General features: G+C 66.1%; 18 protein-coding genes and 2 pseudogenes. 9 read left to right on the forward strand and 11 right to left on the reverse strand.

All coding sequences use genetic code 11. The features are described 5' to 3' along the window. The 6 genes and pseudogenes from OM960_RS23375 to OM960_RS23400 all read left to right on the forward strand — a co-directional run. Nucleotides 1-91: pseudogene (locus OM960_RS23375) on the forward strand (IS5/IS1182 family transposase); the annotation flags it as partial. A 97-nt stretch (nt 92-188) separates the two neighbouring features. After that, nucleotides 189-1796: an ABC transporter substrate-binding protein gene (locus tag OM960_RS23380; protein WP_263338040.1), complete on the forward strand. Its 1608-nt coding sequence runs from the start codon at nt 189-191 to the stop codon at nt 1794-1796. A 185-nt stretch (nt 1797-1981) separates the two neighbouring features. Then, nucleotides 1982-4072, forward strand: coding sequence for a hydantoinase/oxoprolinase family protein (locus OM960_RS23385; RefSeq protein WP_264773684.1), 2091 nt, complete (start codon nt 1982-1984; stop codon nt 4070-4072). A 3-nt stretch (nt 4073-4075) separates the two neighbouring features. Continuing rightward, nucleotides 4076-5725 (forward strand): hydantoinase B/oxoprolinase family protein, encoded by a 1650-nt coding sequence (locus OM960_RS23390; RefSeq protein WP_264773685.1) that lies wholly within the window; start codon nt 4076-4078, stop codon nt 5723-5725. Then, on the forward strand, nt 5722-6798 hold the full coding sequence (locus OM960_RS23395; protein ID WP_264773686.1) for a pyridoxal phosphate-dependent aminotransferase: 1077 nt from the start codon (nt 5722-5724) through the stop codon (nt 6796-6798). Before OM960_RS23390 ends, OM960_RS23395 begins: the two co-directional genes overlap by 4 nt. After that, nucleotides 6788-7525, forward strand: a complete 738-nt coding sequence (locus OM960_RS23400) for a maleate cis-trans isomerase family protein (protein ID WP_263338049.1) — start codon at nt 6788-6790, stop codon at nt 7523-7525. Before OM960_RS23395 ends, OM960_RS23400 begins: the two co-directional genes overlap by 11 nt. A gap of 20 nt (nt 7526-7545) precedes the next feature. On the opposite strand, the gene OM960_RS23405 is transcribed toward OM960_RS23400, so the two are convergent. Genes OM960_RS23405 through OM960_RS23450 form a run of 8 tightly spaced genes read right to left on the reverse strand, consistent with a single transcriptional unit; the run spans nt 7546 to nt 16737 of the window. Next, a complete protein-coding gene (locus tag OM960_RS23405; RefSeq protein ID WP_263338050.1) occupies nt 7546-7878 on the reverse strand; it encodes a hypothetical protein in 333 nt (110 codons plus the stop codon). Nucleotides 7879-7915: 37 nt separating this feature from the next. Further along, a complete protein-coding gene (locus tag OM960_RS23410; RefSeq protein ID WP_264773687.1) occupies nt 7916-9454 on the reverse strand; it encodes a trimethylamine methyltransferase family protein in 1539 nt (512 codons plus the stop codon). Nucleotides 9455-9467: 13 nt separating this feature from the next. Next, nucleotides 9468-10439: a D-2-hydroxyacid dehydrogenase gene (locus tag OM960_RS25615; protein ID WP_264773688.1), complete on the reverse strand. Its 972-nt coding sequence runs from the start codon at nt 10437-10439 to the stop codon at nt 9468-9470. Further along, complete coding sequence (locus OM960_RS23420; RefSeq protein WP_263340297.1) at nt 10436-11005, reverse strand: aminomethyltransferase family protein; 570 nt, start codon at nt 11003-11005, stop codon at nt 10436-10438. The genes OM960_RS25615 and OM960_RS23420 overlap by 4 nt, the downstream gene beginning before the upstream one ends. A 2-nt stretch (nt 11006-11007) precedes the next feature. Further along, entirely contained in the window at nt 11008-13848 is a 2841-nt protein-coding gene (locus tag OM960_RS25490; protein ID WP_290428750.1) for a 2Fe-2S iron-sulfur cluster-binding protein, read from the reverse strand. After that, nucleotides 13845-14111 (reverse strand): sarcosine oxidase subunit delta, encoded by a 267-nt coding sequence (locus OM960_RS23440; protein ID WP_264773689.1) that lies wholly within the window; start codon nt 14109-14111, stop codon nt 13845-13847. Before OM960_RS23440 ends, OM960_RS25490 begins: the two co-directional genes overlap by 4 nt. A gap of 1 nt (nt 14112) precedes the next feature. Then, nucleotides 14113-15354 (reverse strand): FAD-dependent oxidoreductase, encoded by a 1242-nt coding sequence (locus OM960_RS23445; protein ID WP_264773690.1) that lies wholly within the window; start codon nt 15352-15354, stop codon nt 14113-14115. A 6-nt stretch (nt 15355-15360) separates the two neighbouring features. Continuing rightward, a complete protein-coding gene (locus OM960_RS23450) occupies nt 15361-16737 on the reverse strand; it encodes an MmgE/PrpD family protein (RefSeq protein WP_263340305.1) in 1377 nt (458 codons plus the stop codon). A 151-nt stretch (nt 16738-16888) separates the two neighbouring features. Between OM960_RS23450 and OM960_RS23455 the strand changes: the two genes are divergently transcribed. Further along, a complete protein-coding gene (locus OM960_RS23455) occupies nt 16889-17770 on the forward strand; it encodes a LysR family transcriptional regulator (protein ID WP_263340308.1) in 882 nt (293 codons plus the stop codon). 22 nt (nt 17771-17792) lie between these two features. Continuing rightward, nucleotides 17793-18140, forward strand: a pseudogene (locus OM960_RS23460) (transposase); the annotation flags it as partial. A gap of 178 nt (nt 18141-18318) precedes the next feature. Here OM960_RS23460 and OM960_RS23465 read toward each other — a convergent pair. Genes OM960_RS23465 through OM960_RS23475 form a run of 3 tightly spaced genes read right to left on the reverse strand, consistent with a single transcriptional unit; the run spans nt 18319 to nt 22121 of the window. Further along, entirely contained in the window at nt 18319-19203 is an 885-nt protein-coding gene (locus OM960_RS23465; protein ID WP_264773691.1) for a dihydrodipicolinate synthase family protein, read from the reverse strand. Nucleotides 19204-19248: 45 nt separating this feature from the next. Further along, a complete protein-coding gene (locus OM960_RS23470) occupies nt 19249-20784 on the reverse strand; it encodes a trimethylamine methyltransferase family protein (RefSeq protein ID WP_264773692.1) in 1536 nt (511 codons plus the stop codon). A gap of 20 nt (nt 20785-20804) precedes the next feature. Next, nucleotides 20805-22121 carry an NAD(P)/FAD-dependent oxidoreductase gene (locus OM960_RS23475; RefSeq protein WP_263340317.1) on the reverse strand — a complete coding sequence of 439 codons (1317 nt, stop codon included), beginning with the start codon at nt 22119-22121 and terminating at the stop codon, nt 20805-20807. Between the two features lie 161 nt (nt 22122-22282). Between OM960_RS23475 and OM960_RS23480 the strand changes: the two genes are divergently transcribed. Then, entirely contained in the window at nt 22283-23203 is a 921-nt protein-coding gene (locus OM960_RS23480; RefSeq protein WP_263340319.1) for a LysR substrate-binding domain-containing protein, read from the forward strand. The last annotated feature ends 327 nt before the right edge of the window (nt 23204-23530 follow it).

Consider the following 23530-nt stretch of genomic DNA (forward strand, 5'->3'; position numbering starts at 1 on the left):
CTGGCGCAGGGTCGCAACCCGCTACGACAGATGCGCCAAGACCTTCCTTTCCGCCGTCGCACTCGCCGCAACCGTCCTGTTCTGGCTTTGACGATCAATGAGTCTGGAGCCTAGCCTTCCGTCGAACCAGCAGCTCCGGCGCCGTTTGCCGCTTGGAGTTGGCTGGGTCGGATCGTGGGAGGAAATTCATGGATAAGTCACGCGATGACTACATTGCGCGCCAGCGTCTGCGCCTCGGTACGGGACAGGTCTCCCGCCGGGGCTTCGTCATGTCGGCGCTCGCCGCCGGGATCGCCTTGCCGACCGCGATCGGCTGGGCCGACGCAGCCCGCGCCCAGGCCCCGAGCAAGGGCGGGCTCCTGCGTCTCGGTCTCGGTAGCGGTTCAACGACGGATACGCTCGACCCGGCGACCTACGAAGGGCCGGTAAACACCGTCCTTGCCTATCTCTATGGCAACAACCTGGTCGAGGTGGACAGTTCCGGCAAGCTGGTGCCGGAGCTGGCAAGCGAGTGGGCGTCGGACGACGCCGCGACCTGGGTCTTCAAGCTCCGTGACGGCGTCGAATTCCACAACGGCAAGACCCTGACGCCCGAGGACGTCATCGCGTCGATCAACCACCATCGCGGCGAGGATTCGAAATCCGCGGTCGGCGGGCTCGTGTCGCAGATCAAGGATATCCGCGCCGATGGCAAGAACGTCGTCTTTGAGCTTTCAGCCCCGAATGCCGACTTTCCCTATGTGCTCAGCGATTACCACCTGATCATCCTGCCCGCCTCCGATGGCGCGATCGACGCGACCGGGGGAGTTGGCTCGGGCGGCTACGTGCTTGAAACCTACGAGCCGGGCGTGCGCATCCATGCCACGCGCTTCGCCAACTACTTCAAGTCCGACCGCGCCCATTTCGACGCGGTCGAGCTGATCTCGATCATTGATCCGACCGCGCGTCAGAACGCGATCATGAACGGCGATGTCGACGCGATCGACCGCGTCGACCCGAAGACCGTCTCACTCCTTGCGCGGGTGCCAACGCTCGATATCCTCGAACGGCCCTCGACGCTGCATTACACTTTCCCGATGAGAGTCGATGCAGCTCCGTTCGACAACTACGACCTCAGGATGGCGGTGAAGCTCGCGGTGAAACGCCAGGAACTCGTGGACAAGATCCTGCTCGGACACGGTGTGGTCGGCAACGATCACCCGATCTCGACCGCCAACCGCTACCACGCCGAGATTCCCCAGCGCGAGTTCGACCCCGAGCAGGCCGCCTTCCATTACAAGAAGTCCGGTCACAGCGGCGCGCTCCAGCTTTCGGCCTCCGACGCTGCCTTCTCTGGCGCGGTCGACGCGGCCCAGCTCATCGCGGCCTCGGCCTCCGAAACCGGGATCGAGATCGAGGTCGTGCGCGAGCCGAATGATGGCTACTGGTCCGACGTCTGGAACAAGAAGCCGTGGTGCGTGAGCTACTGGAGCGGCCGACCGACCGAGGACTGGATGTTCTCCTCGGGCTATACCAACGACACCGAGTGGAACGAGACCGCCTGGCGGACCGGCGAGGCCGCCGACCGCTTCAACGCGATCGTCGTCGAAGCGCGAGCCGAACTCGACGACGCGAAGCGCCGCGAACTCTACGCCGAGGCGCAGCGCCTGCTCGCCGACGATGGCGGCGCGCTCACCCCGATGTTCGCCAACCACATCTCGGCGGTCTCGAAGGGCATTGGCCACGGCGACGACATCGCCTCGAACTGGGAACTCGACGGCGCGAAGGCGCCGGAACGCTGGTGGACGGCGTCCTGAGGGTGCCGCTAATCTAGGACAAGTGCCGACCGGTCCCAGCGGGGCCGGTCAATTCAGTAGAGGGGCGGATGACGCGTATTTTCGTCAAGGACATGATGAACCGCCGCGCGACCGGCTGCGATCTCGTCCCCTGTTGACGGAGTGTGGCCGCAACCTTTCCCGCTCCACATTCTGGCAAAGAGAACATGTCCATTCAATCGCCCCTGCGCCTTGCTGTCGACATCGGAGGCACCTTCACCGATACCGTCCTGATCGAAGGGGCGGACCGCGTCATCGCCTCGACCAAGACGCTCACCACCCATGAAAATCCTGCCGACGGCGCGATGGAGGGTGTTCAACGTGCCTTGGCGAATGCCGGGCGCACGCTTTCAGAGATCACCGGGTTCATCCACGGCACCACGCTCGCCACCAACGCGCTGATCGAGAAGCGCGGCGCACGCGTGGTCACGGTCACCACCGAGGGGTTCCGTGACATCCTCGAAATCGCCTACGAGCGCCGCTACAGCCAGTATGACATCAATCTCGAAAAGACGGACCTGCTGGTCAGCCGCGACCGCTCGCTGACCATCCGCGAGCGCATGTCGGCGGCGGGCGAGGTGCTGATCCCGTTCGACGAGGCGGCGGTTGCCGGGCTCATCGCCCAGATCGACGCCACGGACGCCGGCGCGGTGGCGATCTGCCTGTTGCATGCCTATGCCAACCCCGCGCATGAACAGCGCCTGCGCGCACTCATCGCCGAGGCGAGGCCGCATCTCGCGGTCTCCATCTCCTCCGAGGTCAGCCCCGAGGCGCGCGAGTTCGACCGGCTCTGCACCACGGTCGCCAACGCCTATATCCAGCCCCTGATGGCGCGCTACCTCGCGGCGTTCGAGGCGCGCTTTGCCGCCGAGGGGCTCGGCTGCCCGATCCTGATGATGACCGCGGGTGGCGGCATGACTACCATTGCTACAGCGGCCCATTTCCCGATCCGGCTGGTCGAATCCGGTCCCGCAGGCGGTGCGATCCTCGCCGCGCGCATCGCTTCGGAATGCGGTCTGGACGAGGTCCTGTCCTTCGATATGGGCGGCACCACGGCAAAGCTCTGCCTCATCGACAACGGCGCGCCGCAGACCTCGCGCGCCTTCGAGATCGCGCGCGCCGCGCGCTTCATCAAGGGCTCGGGAATGCCGGTCCGCATCCCGGTGATCGAGATGATCGAGATCGGGGCGGGAGGCGGCTCGATCGCCGCCGTCGACCGGCTCGGCCGGCTGACCGTCGGCCCGCAGAGCGCGGGATCGGAGCCCGGCCCGGCCGCCTTCGGACGCGGCGGCACGAAGCCCACGGTCTCCGACGCCGATATCGTCCTTGGCTATATCCGGCCCGAGACCTTCGCCGAGGGCCAGTTCGCCATCGACCCCGAGGCGGCGGCCCTGGCGATGCGGCGCGAGGTGGGCGACGCGCTCGGGCTCGACGCGCGTGCCGCAGCGGACGGCGTGAGCCGTATCGTGGACGAGAACATGGCCAGCGCCGGCCGCATGCACGCAGTGGAATCGGGCAAGGATCTCGGGCCTCGCACGATGATCGCCTTCGGCGGCAACGGCCCCTTGCATGCCTGCCGCGTGGCCCGCGCCGCCGGCGTCTCGCGCATCCTCATCCCGACCAACCCGAGCGTCGGCTCGGCGGTGGGCTTCCTCTTCGCCCCGGTTTCGTTCGAAATCGTGCGCTCGCGCTACTCGATGCTGCAGACGCTCGACTTTGCCGCGGTGAACCGGCTCTTCGCGTCCATGGTGTCGGAGGCGCTTGACGTGGTGCGCCAGGGCGCGGCCGAGGCCGAGGTCATCGTCAGCCGGACCGCCTTCATGCGCTATCACGGCCAGGGCCACGAGATCGAGATCGCGCTGCCCGACCGGGATCTCGAGCTCTCGGACATCGCACCGCTGACCAAGGCCTTTGAAACCGCCTATGCGCGCCAGTTCTCGCGACCCGTGCCGGGAATGGAGATCGAGATCCTCAACTGGTCGGTCCGCGTCGCCACCCGGGCCGACGCGATCCAGCCGGTCGCGACCACGCCTGCCGTGCGCGCGCTCGCAGCGCGCGAGACGCGCCCGGTGACCTGCGACATCACCGGCGCGCGCCGCGAGGCCGCCTTCGTGATGCGCGACGCGCTTGCGCCCGGCGACCGCCTCGCAGGCCCCGCGCTCATCGCCGAACCGCAGACCACGACCTTCGTCGGCACCGACTTCGACGCCGAGGTCGATGCACGCGGCAACCTCGTTCTAACCCGGAAGGGAGCCTGAGCCATGACCGATCTTTCTCCCGCCCGTCTCCAGGTGATGTGGAACCGGCTGCTCGCAGTCGTGGAGGAACAGGGCCAGACCCTGATCCGCGCCGCCTTCTCGCCGATCGTGCGCGAATGCGGCGACATCTCGGCCGGCATCTTCGACGTGAAGGGCCGGATGCTCGCCCAGGCCGTGACCGGTACGCCCGGCCACATCAACACGATGGCCGAGGCGGTCAAGACGCTGCGCGAGCGTTTCCCGATCCAGAACATGGCCCCCGGCGACGTCTACATGACCAACGATCCCTGGCTCGCCTCGGGGCATCTGAACGACTTCCTTCTCATGTTGCCCGCCTTCAAGGACGGCCGCGTCGTGGGCTTCACCTCCTGCACCTCGCACCTCGTTGATCTCGGCGGGCTCGGCATGGGACCGGAGGGGTCCGACATCTATGACGAAGGGCTCCTGATCCCGCCCTGCAAGCTTGTGGACCGCGGCGAGGTCAACGCGCTCCTGATGGAGATCGTGAAGGCCAACTCGCGCGAGCCGATTGCCAACGAGGGCGACATCTACGCGCTCATTGCCTGCTGCGAGGCGGGCGCCAGGCGGCTCGTCGGCATGATGGAGGACTTCGGGCTCGACGACCTCAACGTGCTCGCCGAGCATATCATCGAGACCTCGCGCCGCGGCACGCTCGAGGCGATCGCCGAGGTTCCGGAAGGCGTCTACCGCAACATCCTGAAGGTCGACGGCTATGAAAAGGAACTGGAACTGCACGCGACGCTCACGGTGACGCGGGAGCGACTGCATCTCGACTTCACCGGCACGTCGGGCTGTTCGAAGAAGGGTATCAACGTGCCCCTCAACTACGCCACCGCCTATTCGGTCTTCGCCATGCGCTGCATCATCGGCTCCGACATCCCGAACAATGCCGGATCTCTCGAACCCTTCGTCGTGACCGGGCCGGAGGGGTGCATTCTGAATGCCCAACATCCGGCGCCGGTGGCGATGCGCCACACGCTCGGCCAGATGACGCCGGATCTCGTGCTCGGCTGCCTCACCCAGGCGCTGCCGGACCGGGTGCCGGCCGAGGGCGCGTCCTGCATGTATGACCTGCCGATGCGTCACACGCCGGAAGTCGCGCGCAATGGCGGCCACCAGTTCGCGGTCGAGCTCGTCCATAACGGCGGCACCGGCGCGCGACCGCATGCTGACGGGCTTTCGGCCACCGCCTATCCGTCGGGCGTCTTCGGCTCGCAGGTCGAGATCACCGAGGCGGTCGCCCCGGTCACGATCTGGCGGCGTGAACTGTTGCCCGATTCCGGCGGCGCGGGCCGGTATCGCGGCGGTCTCGGCCAGCGGATCGAGATGACCTCGGCCGTCGACGAGCCGTTCCTCGTCTTCCTCTCGGTCGAGCGAGTGAAGAACGCCGCCAAGGGCCGCGCCGACGGCCTGGCCGGAGCGCCCGGCCGGATCCGGGTCTCAGGCCGCGCGGCCGATATCTCGGGCAAGTGCGAGCTGCGCGTGGAACCGGGCGAAAGGCTGATCTTCGACACGCCCGGCGGCGGCGGCTTCGGCAGCCCCGAAGCGCGCGACCCCGACCGTCTGGCACGCGACCTCGCTTCAGGCCTCGTCACCGCCGAAGGTGCTGCGGCCTATGGGGACAAGCGATGATCCGCGCCGTCCCCAACGTCGCCGCGATGGCGCCCTATGCGCTGGCCGATCTCGGGCCTGCGGGTTCGGTCTCGCTGGCCCAGAACGAAAGCGCCTTCGGACCCAGTCCGATGGCGCTGAAGGCGGGCGAGGCGGCGCTGGCGGGCGCCGCGCTCTATCCCGATCCAGACTGGAGCGAACTGCGCGCGGCGATTGCCGAGGTTCACGGGCTCGATGCCTCGCGCATTCTCTGCGGCGCCGGTTCGATGGAGCTGATCGGCTGCCTCATCCGCGCCTTCGCTGGCCCGGGCGACGAGGTGCTCGGCACCGATCACGGCTATCTCTTCGTCGCCACCGCCTGCCTTCAGGCCGGGGTCGGCTATGTGAAGGCAGCGGAACAAGACCTTACGGTCTCGGTCGATGCGTTGCTCGCGAAGATCACCTCGCGCACCCGGATAGCGTTTCTCTGCAATCCCGGCAATCCGACGGGCACCCGCATCCCCAATGCCGAGATCCTGCGGTTGCGGGAAGCCCTGCCGGCCGGTGTTCTCCTAGTCGTCGACCAGGCTTACGGTGAGTTCGACGATCAGGATCCGGCACCGGTCTTCGCGCTCGCCGGGCGCGACGACACGGTGGTGCTCAGGACTTTCTCCAAGGCCTATGCGCTGGCCGGGGCACGCGCCGGTTGGGGGCTTTTCCCCGAGGAAATCGGGCGCGAGGCGCGCAAGCTCCTCAATCCCAACAACGTCTCGGCCGTGAGCCAGGCGATGGCGGCGGCGGCGATGCGGGACGGGGCGCATATGCGAGAATTTGCCGCGAAGACGGCTGCGATCCGCAACGCCTTTGCCGAGCGCCTCGCCACGGCCGGATATCGGATCCCGCCAAGTCACACCAACTTCGTGCTGATCCCCTTCGCCGGCGCCGAGGCCGCAAGGGCGGCCGACGCGCGCCTGCGCGCAGCGGGGCTTCTGATGCGCGGCATGGGCGGCTACGGGCTCGGCCAATGCCTGCGCGCCACCGTCGTCGCGCCCGAACACATGGACCGCGCCGCCGAGATTCTCGCCGCTTTCAGGGAGGAAGGACATGACCGCTGATCTGCGCGCTCTCAAGATCGGGGTGCTGGTCCCCTACACCAACACCAATCTCGAACCCGACCTGATGCTGATGCGGCCCGAGGGCTGCTCGCTGCATTTCGAACGGCTCGGCGACTACGACATCGACGAGATTCCTGATTCCAGCCAGATGGCCCGACTCGGCGCCTCGGACCTGACCGAGACATTGCGGCTGATTTCCGGGGTGCGGCCGAAGGCGGTGCTCTATGGCTGCACCTCGGCAACGCTGACCCACGGCACCGGTTTCGACCGCGACCTCGCGGCGAAGATCAAGGCCGGATCGGGCGCGATCTCGCTCACCGCCGCAGGGTCCGTCGTAGCCGCGCTTAAGGCGCTCGGCGCGCGGAAGATCGGCTTCTCCTCGCCCTATGTCGGACAGATCAATGACGAGGCCGTCGCCTTCCTGGCCGATGAGGGGATCGAGACCGTGGCCCGCGCCGATATAGGTCGCAACCTGGGCAATTACGGCCAGGGAGAACTGACCCCGGACGAGGTCTTCGACCTCGCCCTGCGGGTCAACCAACCGGGCGTCGAGGCGATCGTGTTGTCCTGCACCGACATGCGTTCGGTCGAAGCCGTTGCGCGGATCGAGAAGGAAACCGGCAAGCCGGTCGTCACCTCCAACCAGGCGATGATCTTCGCTCTGTGCCGGGCGCTCGGTCTGCCGCGCCCGGACGGCGCGCCGGGGCGGCTTTTCGAGCGGCTCTGAGACGGACGCTCGGCGCCGCCTCAAGCGGCCGGCGTGTGGCTGCGCGTGATGTAAGCGTCGTCGCTGTAGCTCAGGCCAAGCGAGAAGAAACAGGGCTGCGCGAGTTCGGCGGTGATCGCCGAGTCCAGATCGGCGAGAAGTGCTGCGGTGAACGCCGCATCCCGGTGCGGCTTCCTGAGCAGCGAGACCGAAACCAGGCAATGCGTGTGCCGGTATCGCGCAGCCGGATAGGCGCGGCATTTGCATTCCCCCGAGTTCGGATCATGCCTCAGGATCGTGTCCTCGATCGTCCGGAACAGCTTCTCGGCGTCGAAGCCGAGGTCGGCGGAATGTTTGATTTCGGCATGTGGCACGGGCGGCTCCTGCGAACGGTGTCCAAGGCGGCGCGGCTCACGGCTCGTCGCTGCCGATCTCTTCTTTCCGGCGGGCGACATAGGCGTCAAGTGCCTCGCGGATGGCGGGGTCCAGTGCCGGTTCCTCATAGTCGCGCAGCGCCTGCTGCCAGAGCCCGGTCGCGCGGGTCAGCGCGTCCTTCGCGCCGGCCGCCTCCCAGCCGCCGTAGTTGGTCCAATCCGACAGCATCGGCCGGTAGAAGGCGCTCTCGTAACGCGCGAGCGTGTGTTCGGCGCCGAAGAAATGGCCGCCCGTCGGCACCGACCGGATCGCCTCGAAGCCGAGCTCGTCCTCGGAAAAGTCGATCGGGCGCAGGATCTCCATCATGTTCTGCAGGATCTCGACGTCGAGGATCAGCTTCTCGTAGCTCGCCGTCAGCCCGCCCTCGAGCCAGCCCGCGGCATGGTAGACCATGTTGGCCCCGCCCATCACCGCGCCCCAGGTCGCCATCCCGGTCTCGTAGGCGGCCTGCAGGTCGACCGCGTTCGAGGCATTGGCGTTCGAGGTCCGGTAGGGCAGGCGGTAGCGCCGGGCGAGCTGGCCGGAGATGACGTTCGCCTTGGTGTTTTCCGGCGTGCCGAAGGCCGGCGCGCCCGAGCGCATGTCGACGTTCGAGGTGAAGGCGCCGTACATCACCGGCGCGCCGGGCTTGACGAGCTGGGTCAGCACCACGCCGAACAAGGCCTCGGCGTTCTGCTGGGCGAGGGCGGCGGGCAGCGTCACCGGGGTCATCGCCCCCATCAGCGTGAAGGGCGTGATCGTCACCGGCTGGCCATGCTCGGCCATCGCGATCAGCCCCTCGGCCATCGCGTCGTCGAAGAGCCGGGGCGAGTTCACGGAGATGATGGTGATGACGCCGGGATCGGCCGCCATTGCCTCGGGCGTGATGCCGCGGGCGATCGCCATCATGTTGATGCCGTCCATCGCCCGGCCGCGGCCGATCGCGGTGCAGTGGAACGCAAGGTCCGAGAGCGTGAGATTGGCGCGGTAGGTGTCGAGATGGCGGTTGTTGGCGGGCAGTTCCTGCGGCGCGGTGACCTGGTTGCCGATGATGTGGATCGCGTTGAAGTGATGCGCGAGGCGGATGAAGTTCTCGTAGTCCGTCATGTTCCCCGGGCGGCGGCCGTTCACGCAGTCATGGACGTTCGGCGGCCCGGCGACGAGGCCGAAGGCGACGTGCCGGCCGCCCATCGTCAGCCGCTTCGCGGCGTTGCGCGAGGTCAGCGTGAAGGAGGACGGCGCGGTCTTCAGGGCCTCCGCGACAAGGCTCTCGTCGATGCGGATCGTCTGCGCCGCACGGTCCACGATCGCGCCCGCGGCTTCGAAGAGCTCCATCACCCGCGTGCTCATCACCCGGATGCCGAGCTCCGACAGGATCCGCATCGAGGTCCGGTGGATCGCCTCGACCTGATCGGGCGTCGCGAGTTCCAGCGGCGCGTAGGGGTTCTGGACGTCCCGGAATTCAAGCTGGGAGATCGCCCCTCCGCCGCGGTTCGTCCTGGATCTGCGTCCGCCGCCGCGCCGTTCTTCGCTCATGGTTGCCATTCCTTCAGTAGCCCCGTTCGGGGTCGACGATGTTGTGAAGCGCCGCGCCGCGCCGGTAGCGGTCGAGGTTCTCGGCGAACATCGCGACGGATTTCTCGGCCCAGCCGTCGTAGACCGAGGAACAATGCGGCGTCAGGATCACGTTTTCCATCGCCCAGAGCGGATGGTCGGCGGGCAGTGGCTCGGTCGCGAAGACGTCGAGCGCCGCACCCTTGAGCGGGCCGTCCTGCAGGGCGGCGATCAGGGCCGGCTCGTCGCAGACCCCGCCGCGCGAGACGTCGATCAGGACCGCGCCGGGCTTCATGGCTGCGAAGGCATCGGTTCCGACCAGGCCGCGGGTCGAGGGCAGGAGCGGCACCGAGACCAGCACGAAATCGGCGCGGGGCCAGAGTGCCGGCAGCGCCTCCATCCCGTGTACCTCGTCCACATGGTTCGTGGGCTGCGGCCGTGCGCGCACCCCGAGTACCGTCATTCCCATCGCCCTGGCGCGCCGCGCAACGGCCTGTCCGGTCTGGCCGAGGCCGAGGATCAGGAGCGTGCGCCCCTCGATCGGCGTCACCCGCCCCGCGGTCCAGCGCCGCTCTGCCTGGGCCCTCGCGAAGCCGCGCAGGTCGAGCGAGAAGGCCAGCATCGCGCCGAGCGCGTATTCCGCCATCATGTCGGCCGCGGCACCGGCGGCATTCGTGACGGTCACCCATTCCGGATCCCAGGGCGCGAGGTGGTCGGTGCCCGAACCGCCGACCGAGATCCAGCGCAGGGTGCCGCTGTCGAGGAGTGCTGCGCGCGGGAAGCCGGGTGTGCCGGCGAAGCGGACCGAGTAGACCACCTCTGCGCCGGTTTCGGTGAGCATCGCGGGCAGGTCCGCGTAGCTGTCGCAGGTATGGACCGTCAGGTCCGGATGCGCGCCGGCGACGATAGCCCGTGCGGCCTCGGGCGCGTCGGTGTGCAAAAGGACAATGGGTGATCGGATGGTCACGGGTGGCCTCCTCCATGCCGGATCGTGCGCAATACCGCAGCGCTCGCCGCGATGTCGAAGAAGACTTCCGCCGCGCCGCCACGCCGGATAACCACCGCATCGACTTCGGCGAAGCGGGTCTGCGCGATCGCTTCCGGGACGAAGCGCCTGGGCCGAAGATCGACTGCGCAGAGCCGGGCGAGCGCATCCTCGAGCGCACGCCCGTCGAGATGCAGCCAGGCCCAGGCCTCCTCGCGCCAGCTCGAAAAGCCCTTCGGACCCGGGGCGGCCTCCCAGCGGGCGCAGAGAGCCGTGAGTGCCTCCGGCGCGGCGGGATCGCCGAGCAGGGTGATGTCATTGGGCCCGAGCCGCAGGACTGTGAAACCGGACGACAAGCTAAGTCGGTTCGGTGCGGGAAGCGCCACCCCCGCGTCGGACAGCCAGTCGGCGCTGCCCGGCCCCTTCAGGCCGAACCGCGGCCAATGGCTGCGGTCGCTTACGGAAAGGTCGTCACGTTGGCCCAGAAGGGGCGCGACATCCTCGGCCGCGCCGCCTGGGAAAAAGGGACAGGTCTGGGTCGCTTGCATCGTCAGATCTCCTGCCGGCGGTTCTCGGGATCGACGAAGGCATGCCCGGCGACCCGGCCCGTCACGAGCTTGCCGCTGCGCGCGCGGATCGTGACCTCGGTTCCCGGCGCAGCATCCTCGACATGAGTATAGGCGAGAGCGATCACCCGGCCGAGCGTTGGAGAATGGGCGACCGAGGTGACATGCCCCACCGGTTCACCGCCCCGCAGGACGAGGCAGCTTTCGCCGGGCGCCTCGGTGCCGGGCTCGAAGATCAGGCCGACAAGGCGGCGGCTTTCGCCAAGGCGGCGGCGCATCTCCAGCGCGCGCTTGCCGACGAAGAACGCCTTCTTCTTCGATACCGCCCAGCCGAAACCGAGTTCGTCGGGCGAGGTCAGCGCGTCGGTATCCTGGCCGATCAGGATGTGGCCCTTCTCGAGCCGCAGGATCCGGCTCGCCTCGAGCCCGTAAGGCCGAAGCCCGAGAGGTGCGCCGGCCGCCATCACCGCGTCCCAGAGCGCGGGGGCATGGCTCGACGGGCAGTGCAGTTCGTAGCTGAGTTCGCCCGTGAAACCGATCCGCATGACGCGCACAGGGATCCCGGCGACCACACCGATGCGGCCTTCGAGATAGGGAAAACCCGCAGGCGAGAAGTCGATGTCGGAGCTGAGCGCCTGGAGCACGTCGCGCGCCTTCGGGCCGGTGATGTTGAGGCCGGAAAAGGCCGCGGTCAGGTTCGCGACATCAACGCGTATCCGCCATTGGGCGTTCCACAGCGCCATGTCGGCGTAGACCCGCGCCACCGCCCCGGTCGTTGCGGTGACGTAGAAGACGTCGTCTGCCATGCGGAAGGCGACGCCGTCGTCGATCACCGCTGCCATCTCGTTCAGCATCAGGCAGTAGCGGACCTTGCCGACGGGCTGGTTCGCATGCGCCATCGTGTAGAGCCGGTCGAGAAAGGCGCCGGCATCGGGGCCGCGCACCTCGAGCTTGCCGAGCGTCGAGACGTCGAGCAGTCCCGCGCCTTCGCGCACCGCGCGCACCTCTTCGGTGATCCGCTCCACCCGGTCGCCCCGGCCGTAGAGATAGGGCCGCCACCAGGCGCCGACGGGGCGCATCTCGGCCCCGGCCTCAAGGTGGCGGGCATGGAGCGCGGTGCGGCGCTCCTCGACATGCCCGTGCCCGGCGAGTGCGCCGAGCGTCTCGGGCCCGACCGGCGGCCGCGCCGTGGTGACGCCGGTCTCGGCGACGCTACGCCCGGTCGCGGCGGCGACGATCCGCGCCGTGGCGAGTGCCGAGTGGCGACCCTGGCTCGGCCCCATGCCGACGGTTGAGAACCGCTTCACCAACTCAAGCTCGCGGTACCCTTCCCTGACCGCGTTCACGATGTCCTTGACCTGCAGGTCCTCGTCGAAATCGACGAAGTCGCGGCCCTTGGGGTGGGGGTTGAGCGGCAGTGCGCAATGGGCAAGGGCAAGCTCTAGATCCTGGCAGGGCGAGACGTTCCCGGCGTCGATATCCAGCGCGCGGAGCGCCGCCATGGCGGCGCGCCGGCCATCGGCGATCACCGCGGAGGTGCTGGCATGGCCCGCGACCGAGCCGGCAAGGTGCAGGCCGTCGCGCGCGAGGTCGAGCGAAAAGCGGCAGGTCGCGTCATCATAGCCGAGCCGGGCACCGGCCTGGCAGGGAAGTTGCCAGGAAGGCGCATGCCCGACCGAGACCGCGACGAGGTCGCAGTCGATCCAGCGCCCGCCCACTTGCACTGCCTCCACGTGGGTGCCGCCGCGTGCCGCCTCGATCCGTCCGGTCAGGATCTCGGCCCCGGCCGAACGCAGGCGCCCGATCCGCTCGGCATGGCCAGGCAGGTCGCGCGGCAGGACCAACGCAGCAATCCGGGTGCCGACATCAAGCAGGTCCTCGGCGGCGCCAAGGCCGTCGGGCGTTCCGGCGAGGATCACCGAGCGGGTGCCGGGGCGCACCCCATAGTGGCGGATCAGGCGGCGCACAGCGCCGCCGGTCAGGATGCCGGGCAGGTCGTTGCCGCGAAACACCGCCGGCTGTTCGATTCCGCCGGTCGCGAGGATCACCTCGCGCGCCCGGCACCGATGCAGCGCCTTGCCGCGGATGAGCGGCAGCCAGTTGTCCTCGAACCAGCCGTTGCAGACGGTACCGGTCATGATCCGGAGCGCGGGCAGCGCCTCTGCCCGCGCGACGAGGGCCGTGAGATCGACCTCCGCCTCGGGCGCGTAAGTCAGGCGCCCGCCAAGGTCCGGGCTCTCATCGCCGAGGATCACGTCGGCACCGGCCTCGGCCGCCTCGATCGCGGCGGCAAGCCCGGCGGGGCCGGCGCCGACGACGAGGATGTCGCAGTGCAGGTGGGACTTGTCGAAGCCATCGGGCCGGGCGGCGAGGTCGACCATGCCGAGCCCGGCCTTGGCGCGGATCAGCGGCTCCCACCATTTCAGCCAGGCCTTGCGTGTCGGCCCCATGAAGGTGCGGTAGTAGAAACCCACCGGCATGAAGCGGCCGAGCCGGTCCATCACCGCATCACGGTCGCGCGCGAGGCTGCCGTTGACGTTCTGGGCGCTTACCACCATGCCCTCGGCAAGCGGCGTCAGATCGGCGGCGAGGTTCGGCTCGGACCCGACCTGGACCAGCGTGTTGGCTTCCGCACCCGCCATCGAGAAGGCGCCGCGCGGGCGGTGATACTTGAACGAGCGCGACAGCATCCACTGGCCAGAGGCGGCCAGCGCGCTGGCGATGGTGTCGCCTTCGTAGCCGGTGAAGCGCTGACCCTCGAAGCTGAAGGAGATGGGCCGGGACCGGTCGATCCGGCTGCCGAAGGGGGCGTCGAGCCGGGTCATGCGCCGGGCTCCAGTTCCGAAGGATCGAAGGTGCGGATCACGGCGTTGGTGACGGTATGGCGCTCGGCGAGGAAGACGTAGTTCGACGGCCGGTGGCGCCACCATTCGAGCATCGCGCCGGGCCGGTTCTCGGCCCGGAAGAGGTGCCGCGCCCAGTCGGCATCGGAAAGCGCATCCGGATCGGGGCGCCCGCGCAGCGGGCCGAGATACTGGAACTCTTCGATGTTGCGGGGACCGTTCAGGGGACAGGAAAGCAGTTTCATCTCAGTGACTCGCCGCGGTGGCGCCCATTTCGTTCAAGAGCGCGAACCGCTCGAAGCGCTCAAGCGCGAAGGGTTGAAGGATCTCCGGCACGCGGCCGGTGGCAATGCATTCGGCCATGCGCTTGCCCGCGACCGGTGTCGCCTTGAAGCCCCAGGTGCCCCAGCCGCAATCGAGCCAGAGCCCGTCCACCGGACTTTCGCCCATGATCGGGCTGTAATCCGGCGTCATGTCGGTGATCCCGGCCCATTGCCGGAGGAGCCGCAGGTTCTTCAGGAATGGGAAGAGATGCACCGCGCCCTCGGCCAGATGCTCCTTCATGTCGAGCGTCGAGCGGGTGGAATAGAGCTGGTACGGATCCGAGCCGCCGCCGATCACCATCTCACCGCGCGAGGATTGCACCAGATAGGTGTGCAGGCTCACCGAGGAGACGAGCGTGTGGAGCCAGGGCTTGACCGGCTGGGTCACCATCGCCTGCAGCGGATAGCAGCGGATCGGCAGTTCGACACCGGCCTTGAGCGCCATGTCGTAGTTCATGCCGCCGCAGGCGATCATCACCTGCCCTGCGGCGATGCGGCCGCGGTTGGTCACCACCGCCTGCACCCGGCCGCCCGCGACCTCGATCGCGGTCACCTCGGTGCGTTGGTGTATCTCCACCCCGCGCCGCGCAGCCTGCGCCGCGTAACCCCAGGCCACCGCGTCATGGCGTGCCGTGCCGCCGTCGGGATGCCAGAGCCCGCCAAGCACCTCGAGCGCGCCGCCGTAATCCATGTTGAGATGCGGGCAGAGCGCCTCTACGCCTTTCTGGTCGACGACCTCGATGCCGATCCCCATGTGACGGCCGGTCTCGGCGCGCAGGTGGAAGGATCGCAGCGTAGCCTCGCTATGGGCGAATGTGAGCTGGCCGCGCTGCGAGAACATGACGTTGAAGTCGAGTTCCTCCGACATCGCCTCGTAAAGCGTCACGCCCTCCTTGTAGAAGGCGATGCCCTGGGGCGTGATGTAGTTCGAGCGGATCGTCGTGGTGTTGCGCGCGGTATTGCCGCCGGCAAGCCAGCCCTTGTCGAGCACCGCGACGTCGTGGATGCCGTGGTATTTCGACAGGTAATGGGCGCAGGCCAGACCGTGGCCGCCGGCGCCGATGATCACCACGTCATAGGCGGGCTTCAGGGTGGGCGTGACAGGGATGTCGCCGGTCACCGGATAGTCACTGCGGAGCCCGTATTTGAGAAGGCGGAGAACCATGACGGATCAGAGCGGATCGTAGAGATGGCGAGCGACCGCGTCGAAGCGGCTGCCGGCTTCGGTCAGCGCCAGCACGGCATCGCAGAGACCCTGCGCCCGCGCCTCGCCGAGTGCCGGCACGGCGAAGCTCTTGTACTTCGCGACCACCTCGTCGCGGCCGAAGGGACGTTCCGGCCCGCCGCGGGCATGGGTGTCGCCCGAGGCGAGCACGCGGCCATCGGCGAGCGTGATCTCGACATCGGCCCAGCGTCCGGCCGGGAACCGCGCCTGGTGGCGCTCGGAGGCTTCCATGACGGTGCGGCCGACCAGCGCGGCCACCTTCGGGTCCGCAAGGCCCTCACCCGAGATGTGGTCGAGCCCGATATGGCCTTGAACCAGCATGGTCGCCACGGCGAACGGCAGTGAATACTGTGCCTTCGATGTGGTGTCCGGCATGGTGGGGAAGAGTTGGACCGCGTAGTCGAAGCTGCGGATGCGGATCTTTTCGATGTGGTCGGCCGCGAAGGCATGGCCCAGTGCAAGCTCGCGCGCAGCGTCGATCGCTGCGTGGGCCCAGCGGCAGACCGGATAGGGCTTCACGTACTGATGCTCGATCTGCCAGAACCGGCCGAGATCGGCCCAGTGCGGCGCGACATTGGCGGCTTCGACGGTGATCGCCGGAGCGCCGGTGAATCCGTTCTCGGCGAGGATCGCCGCCGACATGCCGACGAGCGCGCCCCAGCCCGAGCCGTCATGCAGCATCGTTGGCGTTGCGATCTCACGCATCATCTGGCTGCGGGGGCCGTGATATTCGGCGATGCCGAGCGCCTCGCGCAACATCGCGGGCGTCTGGCGTCGGAGCCGCGCCGCCATCGCGGCGACGCCGAGCGTGTTCCAGGCGCCGGAGGTATGGTAGTCGCTGACTGTCGCGTGCAGCGCGATGCCGGCGCGCCCGGCAACCTCGTAGCCGACGATAAGCGCGGCGAGCGCCTCTGGGCCGGAGAGGTCCGGCAGGTGCTCGGCCAGAACCGCCAACGCCGGCACCGCGACGACGCCGATGTGACCCTTGGTCGGGTTGTAGCCGTCGTGGCCGTCGAGATTGTCGGTCTGGGTCGCCGCCGCATAGGCCGCACCAGCCAAGCTGACGATGCGGCCGTCGAACAGCATCCGCGCCGAATGGCCGGGATCGGACGAGGCATGAAGCAACAGCGCCGCCCGCCGACCGAGCACACCCGCCTCCATCGGTGCTGCCGCCGCACAGATCCCAAGCGTATCGAGCAGCATCAGCGCCGCCCGCTCGCGCGCGGATGCGGGAATCGCTTCGGGCGAGAGTTCGAGAGTGAAATCCGCGAGGGTTGCGAACGTATCGGCATTGGCATCAAGTGCGACAGCTTTGCTGCTCATTTTTCAAGCCCATCGTTGCATTCGACCACGGACAATAGTGGGCTCGTCCCGGCGAACACGCGAAATATTCGGCGTCTATACATCCGTTTTTTTTATTCCTATTGGTGACGGACGGCAGGTATTGGCAAGCAATGATGACAGGTTCGGACGCATGGATAGACCGCCACCTCCGCTGAACTACATTCGCTCGTTCGAATGCGCCGCGCGCCATCTGAGCTTCACCAAGGCCGCAGAGGAACTGGGGTATACTCAGGCTGCGATCAGCACCCACATCCGGGCGCTGGAAAAATACGTCGGCCGTGACCTTTTCGTGCGCGGAACACGCAGCATCGCATTGACGGAGATTGGCGAGGCGTTCCTGCCGACGCTGCGCCAGGCCCTGCACCAGATCGACACCGCGACCGATGCGATCGCGACGACGTCCCGGGATCGCTCGGTGATCGTTGCCTGTCCGATGAGCCTGGCCGAGAACTGGCTTCCGGCGTGCCTTGCCGGATTTCGATCGCGCAATCCCGAGGTGGAGATCGTGGTCAATGCAACAATCTGGGATCACCCGGATGATGTCATTGCCGACATTTCGATCTCGGTGAACCGCAACGACGAGGTTCCTCCAGGCGCGAGCCTGCTATGGGATGAAACCCTGTCTCTGGTTTGCAGCCCTTATGCCGGCGAAGACATCGCCGATGGAATGAGTGTCGAGTCGCAAGCTAAGATCGTGGTCGCGGGACGGCAGGAATACTGGGGTCTGTTTGGTTATGCTCTCGGCAACCCGGACATGGATCTCGACGGCGCGATCCGAACGAACGCAACGAACGTGGCCCTCGAGTTGTCGGCCAACGGGCTGGGCGCCACAATCGCGCTGACATCGCTGTGCGGGACGTATATCGAGCGTGGCCTGCTGATGGAGCCGTTGCAGGTCCGTCCGAAAAGCCCTTGGTCTTACTACATCAAGATGCCTCAGGGGCGGCGCAGCAATGCCGCAAAGAGACTGTTCGACTACATCTCGGAATACGCCGGAGAGGAAGGCTTGTAGGCGTTCAGTCCCGGTATCTGGTGGCGCATTTGACACCGGCAAATGCCATAACGCCTTCGCCGCCCGCGGCGCAGCCGCGATCATCCCGCCCCGCAGGAACGCCAGACCTCGGAAGGCGGACACCGCTGGCGCGATTGCGCGCAACGAGGCCCTGCGGGCATCGAACCGCTTCGGCCGGACGATTTGGCGACGATGGAGCGGCAACCACCGCCGAAGCCGTGCAGAGACCAAGATGCACCGTGTGAAACGGCTGTGCCAGCGCCTCTCAGCCCGGGACTTCGACGGTCAGGTCGCGGAGTTCCAGGTCCGTGTCGCGGTCCTGAACGGCTTCACCGCGCTCGGCACACCTGTCACAGAGGTTGCGGGATAAGTCTGTCCGGGGAAAGGGGAAGCCTGACCGTCACTCGATTTGTACAACAGTGCCCGTGAACGGCAGTAATGCGAAAGCTGCACTGAGGCGTCGAAGATCTTGCCGGACGGCAGCTCCGGGCCGTCCTTCCCGTTTCGATCGCGAGGGAAAGCCAAGGATTGAAGGTCTCTAGCGGCAGTTACAGCGGACCGTCAACCATCAGCGGCGCCAGCGCCTTCTGCAGGGCGGCATCCTGTGCGGCCGTCAGCCTCTGGAGGGGGCGGCGCACATTCCCGGTGCCAAAGCCTCGCAGTTCTGCCGCCCGTAATACGGCGGGCACATAGGGGTTGCGCCAGATGAACAAGAGCGAGGGGAGCATCTTCTGCCAAAGGACCAGTGCTGCTTCGAGGTCGCGGGCGGTGATCAGGCCGTAAAGCTTGGCCGCTTCATGCGGCATGTAGTTTGCGGCACCCCAGATGACGCCCTTGGTCCCCGCCATCAGCGCCGCGAAGGTTGTGGTGTCGCAACCGTTCAAAACGTCTATGCCGGTCTGGAGGTATTCCTGATGGGTGGTGAAATCGCCTGCGCTGTCCTTGATCCAGCGATAGTTCCTCAGCTCCTTCAGCCTTAGGAGCAACGGAACCGAGACCGCAATCCCGGTCGACTGGGGAATGTTGTAGCCGACAATGTCAATTCCCACCGCCGCATCGATCTCGCGGTAGAAGGCGAAGAGCCCGTCCTCGTCGTCTGGCCCTTCCAGATAGGGCGGCAGGATCATCAGCGCATTCGCTCCCGAGTTCTCGGCATGCCGTGATCGCCGGATCACCTCGTCCATGTTCAAGGCAGAGGTCTGGCAGATCACGTTGACCCGCCCGGCAATCTGCTTGATTCCGGCTTCGTACAGCCGGTTGCACTCGTCTTCCGTAAGGTAGGGATGCTGACCTGTGCCGGCGCCAAGGACCAGCCCTTGCACGCCCGCCGCGATATAGTCCTCGATCAAACGCTCGAAGACCGCAAAGTCGATCGCACCGTCCGCGTTGAGCGGCGTCTGCATTGCAAGATTGATGCCTTCTAAATTGGACATGGTCTTTCCTCGGTTTCATCTGCGACCGACACGAGATCGGCCGGTTCATGCGAGATTGGGCGAAATCTCTTGCTCCCTTCGGGCGACGAACGCATCCAGTTCCTCGCGCTTCGATGAGTCAAGTGCGGGCGGGGCGTAGCGGGCCAGCAAGTCTTCTGCCTTTTCGCGCGCGCGGCTTGGCATGTCCTTGCCGCCGGCGGCCTTCCATTGCTCAAAGGCCTCGTAGTTGAGGATCTCGGGCGCGATGAAGGCATTCCTGAAGTGCTTCAGTGTGAAGGGATCGCCGAGGTAGTGGCCGCCGGGGCCAACGCGACGCACAGCGTCCAGCGCCTCGTCCAGAAGATCAAAGCTCACGCCTTGGGCGTATTTGGCCATCAGCAGGTTCTGTTCGCCGTCCACCACCAGTTTGTTCAGGCAATGCACCATGCCGGCTTCGTCCCAGCCGCCGGCATGCAGCAGGAAATTGGCCCTGGCATTGACCGCAGCCATGTAGGCGGTGGCGGATTCATAGCCCGACTGCGCATCGAACAGCTTCGACGATGCCTGCGAGGCCGTGGTTCGCCACGGAATATTATAGCGGCGGGCTAGCTGGCCAACGATCCCGTTCAACAGGCTGATCTCGGGCATGCCCGACATCGGCGCGCCCGACTTCATCGACACCGAAACCGAATACTGGCCGTAGATCGTCTTTGTGCCGGGCTTCACGAGCTGGGCATAGGCAACGCCGGCCAGCGCCTCGGCATTCAATTGCGCGACCGTGGCCACCACGTCGGCGGGCGTATTGGCCGCGCCAAGCACGAAGGGCGCAATCAATACAACCTGGTTGGCAAGGGCGAAGACCCGCAGCCCTTCCAGCATCGTCGCATCCCAGACAAGCGGCGAGTTGCCTGAGATCATGCCCCAAAGCACCGCGTTTTCGTCCATGAATGCCCTGCCATAGACGATCCGCGCCATCGCGATACAGTCTTCGGCGCGCGCAGTTCCCGTCGTCAGGCCGTTCGTGGCCAGGTCAAGATCGACAAGGTTCGTGTGCATGATGTGAAGGTGCCGCCAAGGCACGGCGATATCGGTGGGCTCACAGGCAAATCCGGTTCCGATCTGGAAGCCGGGGCTCATCTGGATCAGCCTGTTGATCTTGCGCAGATCGGCAATCGTCGAGGCGCGGCGCGTTCCGTCCAGATCCCGGATGTTGGGCGCGCCCTGCATCGCGCAAAACGTCAGCGTGTCGACGCCGATCTCAACATCCGTGTCCGCGCCACGGCCGGTCATCGCGAACCGCTCGGGGGCCATCGCGACAAGCGACTCGACAAGGTCACCGTCAAGATGCGCCCGTTGGCCGCGGACATCAGCTCCCGCCACCTTCCACTGCGCCAAAGCCACCTCATCGCGAAAGTCGATGCCGACTTCCTGCAGGATCTTCAGGGAGGCGCAGTGGATGCGGTCAAGCTCGTCGGCACTCACGACCTCCACCGGCTTCACGCGGTAGCGGACCGTGGAAAGGCGCGGCGTGACTTCCGCCTCGCGCGCGGCGCGCCGAGTGGCGCGGCCAAGACGCTTCGTTTTCGAGGCGCTTTCGACCATGTGCGGGCTCCTGAGACTTGTCATACTTCCTTGCCAGCCTGCCTGAACCGCCAACCGGTCACTAGGCGCACCCCGGTTGAGGTGATGAGGTCGGGATAGGCCCGCGAAGGCGGGACGCGGCGCTTCAGGATGTCTATGACAGGCGAGGACCGGCCCAAGGCCAGTTCCGCGACGGCCTTGCCAAAGGCGGCTCCGCGCGAGACGCCGGTGCCGTTGCAGAAGGCGGCACCATAGACGTTGGCGGCAAGTTCGCCGAACACCATTCCGCCGTTTTGTGCCAGCGTCAGCAGACCGCCCCAGCTGATCTCAAAACCCATCGGGGCAAGATCTGGCCAACGGCGCTCGAACGCGATCTTCTGCTGTTCGCGCGCGCGTTCGACGTCGCGCAACGTGGTTTTGAACTTTGGGGCGTAGGAATAGACATTCCGCAGGATGAGGCGGTTGTCGGTGGTGCGTCGGACAGTCGTGCCGAAGCTGTTAGCCGGGATGAGGCCGTAGGCCGCCTGATTACCCGCCCGCGCCAGTTCGTTCTCGCTCAAAGACCGGGTCATGCTGGCAAAGGTATAAAGCGGGATCGCGGTCTGGCCATAGAATCCAAAGCGCGTCAGATAACCTGCGGCACAGATGATCACCCGTTTCGCATGGATCACTCCCGATTGGGTTTCGAATACGTGCTCTTCGGCCCCGAAGCGTGCGGTGCTGATCACGGTGTTTTCGTGAACGGTCACGTTCTTAGGCAGGACACGAGTCAGGTTCTTCAGGTACTTGGCCGGCTGGATAAGAATGGTCCCAGGATGATGCAGCGCCTTGATATAGTGCCTGCTGCCGGTCATCGACAGCATCTCATCTTGCTCGACCCAGCGGTATGTCTGGCCCATCGCGTCCAGCGCTTTGGAAAAGCTCACCAAATCCGACACGCCATGGTCGGTCGCCGCACTGTGATACTTGCCCTGCGGATCCCAATCGCAGTCGACGCCAAGCTCCTCGACCGCTGATCGCAGATAGGCGTTGCCGTCAAGGTTGGTAAGGAGTTCATCCTTGTTTCCCTGGATGTCCTCGACGAAGTCGTGCTTGCGCGGATTGTGAGCTAGATCGATGGCAAAGCCCATGCAGCGACCTGACGCGTTGTTCCCGATGCGGCCCGCATCGACAAGCACCACAGATTGGTCGGGTGCAAGCTCTGCATATCGCCGCGCGGCGTGCAGACCCATCCAGCCCGCGCCGATCACCAGACAATCGCAACGCGTTTCTCCGCGCTGCGGCGCGAGCGGCAAATCGGGACCTGAAGTCACATACCACCCCGAGTCAGTCGGCTCCTGCACCGGCGGATCGACCATGATACGGCCGTGGGGAGCAGGGTTCGGCTTTCTTGCCATCGTAGTTGTTCCACCCCTCGGCTGCGGCCGGGCCTGTTGCGAGCCATTCACGCGACCCAGACAACCACAGTTCGGGCCATCTCTGTAGACGGGAAAGAAATCGTCTGATATAAATTCAGTTTATGTCTGAGTTGCGATCCCTGATCCCGTCCCCGCATTCGCTCTTCGTCTTCGAGGCGGCGGCGCGGCATCTGAATTTCAAGAATGCGGCGGCGGAACTGAACGTGACACAGCCCAGCGTGTCGCAATCAATAAGGGCGCTGGAGCGCCACTGCGGCACGCAACTCTTCATCCGTGAAAATCGCGGCGTACAACTTACCGAGGCTGGACGGCTGCTTTACGACAGCGTGCGTTTTGGGTTTCATCGCATCGAGGAGAGCCTCAGGACGTTGTCCTCGACAGAAACCCGATACCTGACCTTCGCCGCCTCGACCTCGGTTGCCGCGCATTGGCTGATGCCGCAGCTCTATAAATTGCAGCAGGATCATCCGAACCTGCGGATCAAGGTTGTCACGACCGATCGCGACATCGAACCCGACTCTGAAATCGACCTGACAATCTGGATCCGCGACCGTGACTTCCGGCGCCCGAACAGCTGGTATCTGTGCGACGAAGTCGTCTTTCCGATCTGCGCGCCGAAGTATTTGGCCGACCATCCCTGCATTGGCACAGTGTCCGATCTGACGAACCATCGACGGTTGCACGCCTTCGACCGGTTCCGCAAACGCATGAGCTGGGCAGAATGGCTTGCCCGCGTCGGCGTGGAAACGGATGAAACCCAGCCCGACATGGTGTTCAACGACTACCAGCTGACGCTTCAGGCCGCCTTGGCCGGAGAGGGGCTTGCCCTCGGCTGGAGCCTGACTTCTGCGCTGCTGCTCCACAATACCCAGCTGGTGCGCCCATTGCCGACTGAGATCAACACTGGAAACGCCTTCTTCCTGATCGCCGCACCGGGAGCGACGTTGACCGGGGAACTGGACGCCCTGATCGCTTGGATCAGGGCGCAAACGGCGGACCTGAGCAAAGGTCAAGGCCGGTAGCCGTTGAGTAATTGTTCGCGAAGCCACAGTTGTAACGCAATGCCCAAACCAAGGATGTCTCGCTGTCGCTCGGCTTCATCAACGGCGGGCGCTTTGCATCGGACTACTCAGCATTGTTCGGCGAAAGACCCTCAGAGACGTTCCCCACCGGTTCTGCCCGTTGGCGCAACGATGTCGGCCACTAGTGAACTTCGGCTTAGGAATGGCGCTCGCCTAGGGTCAGGACCCATTGATCTGCTTGAAGCTGCCGCCGCCGGGTGATTCAAGGCTCCAGACTGACGGGGTTGATGATGAGCAATCTTTTCTGGCTGACGGACGAGCAGATGG

The organism is Defluviimonas salinarum (assembly GCF_026013545.1).
Taxonomy (GTDB): Bacteria; Pseudomonadota; Alphaproteobacteria; order Rhodobacterales; family Rhodobacteraceae; genus Albidovulum; species Albidovulum salinarum.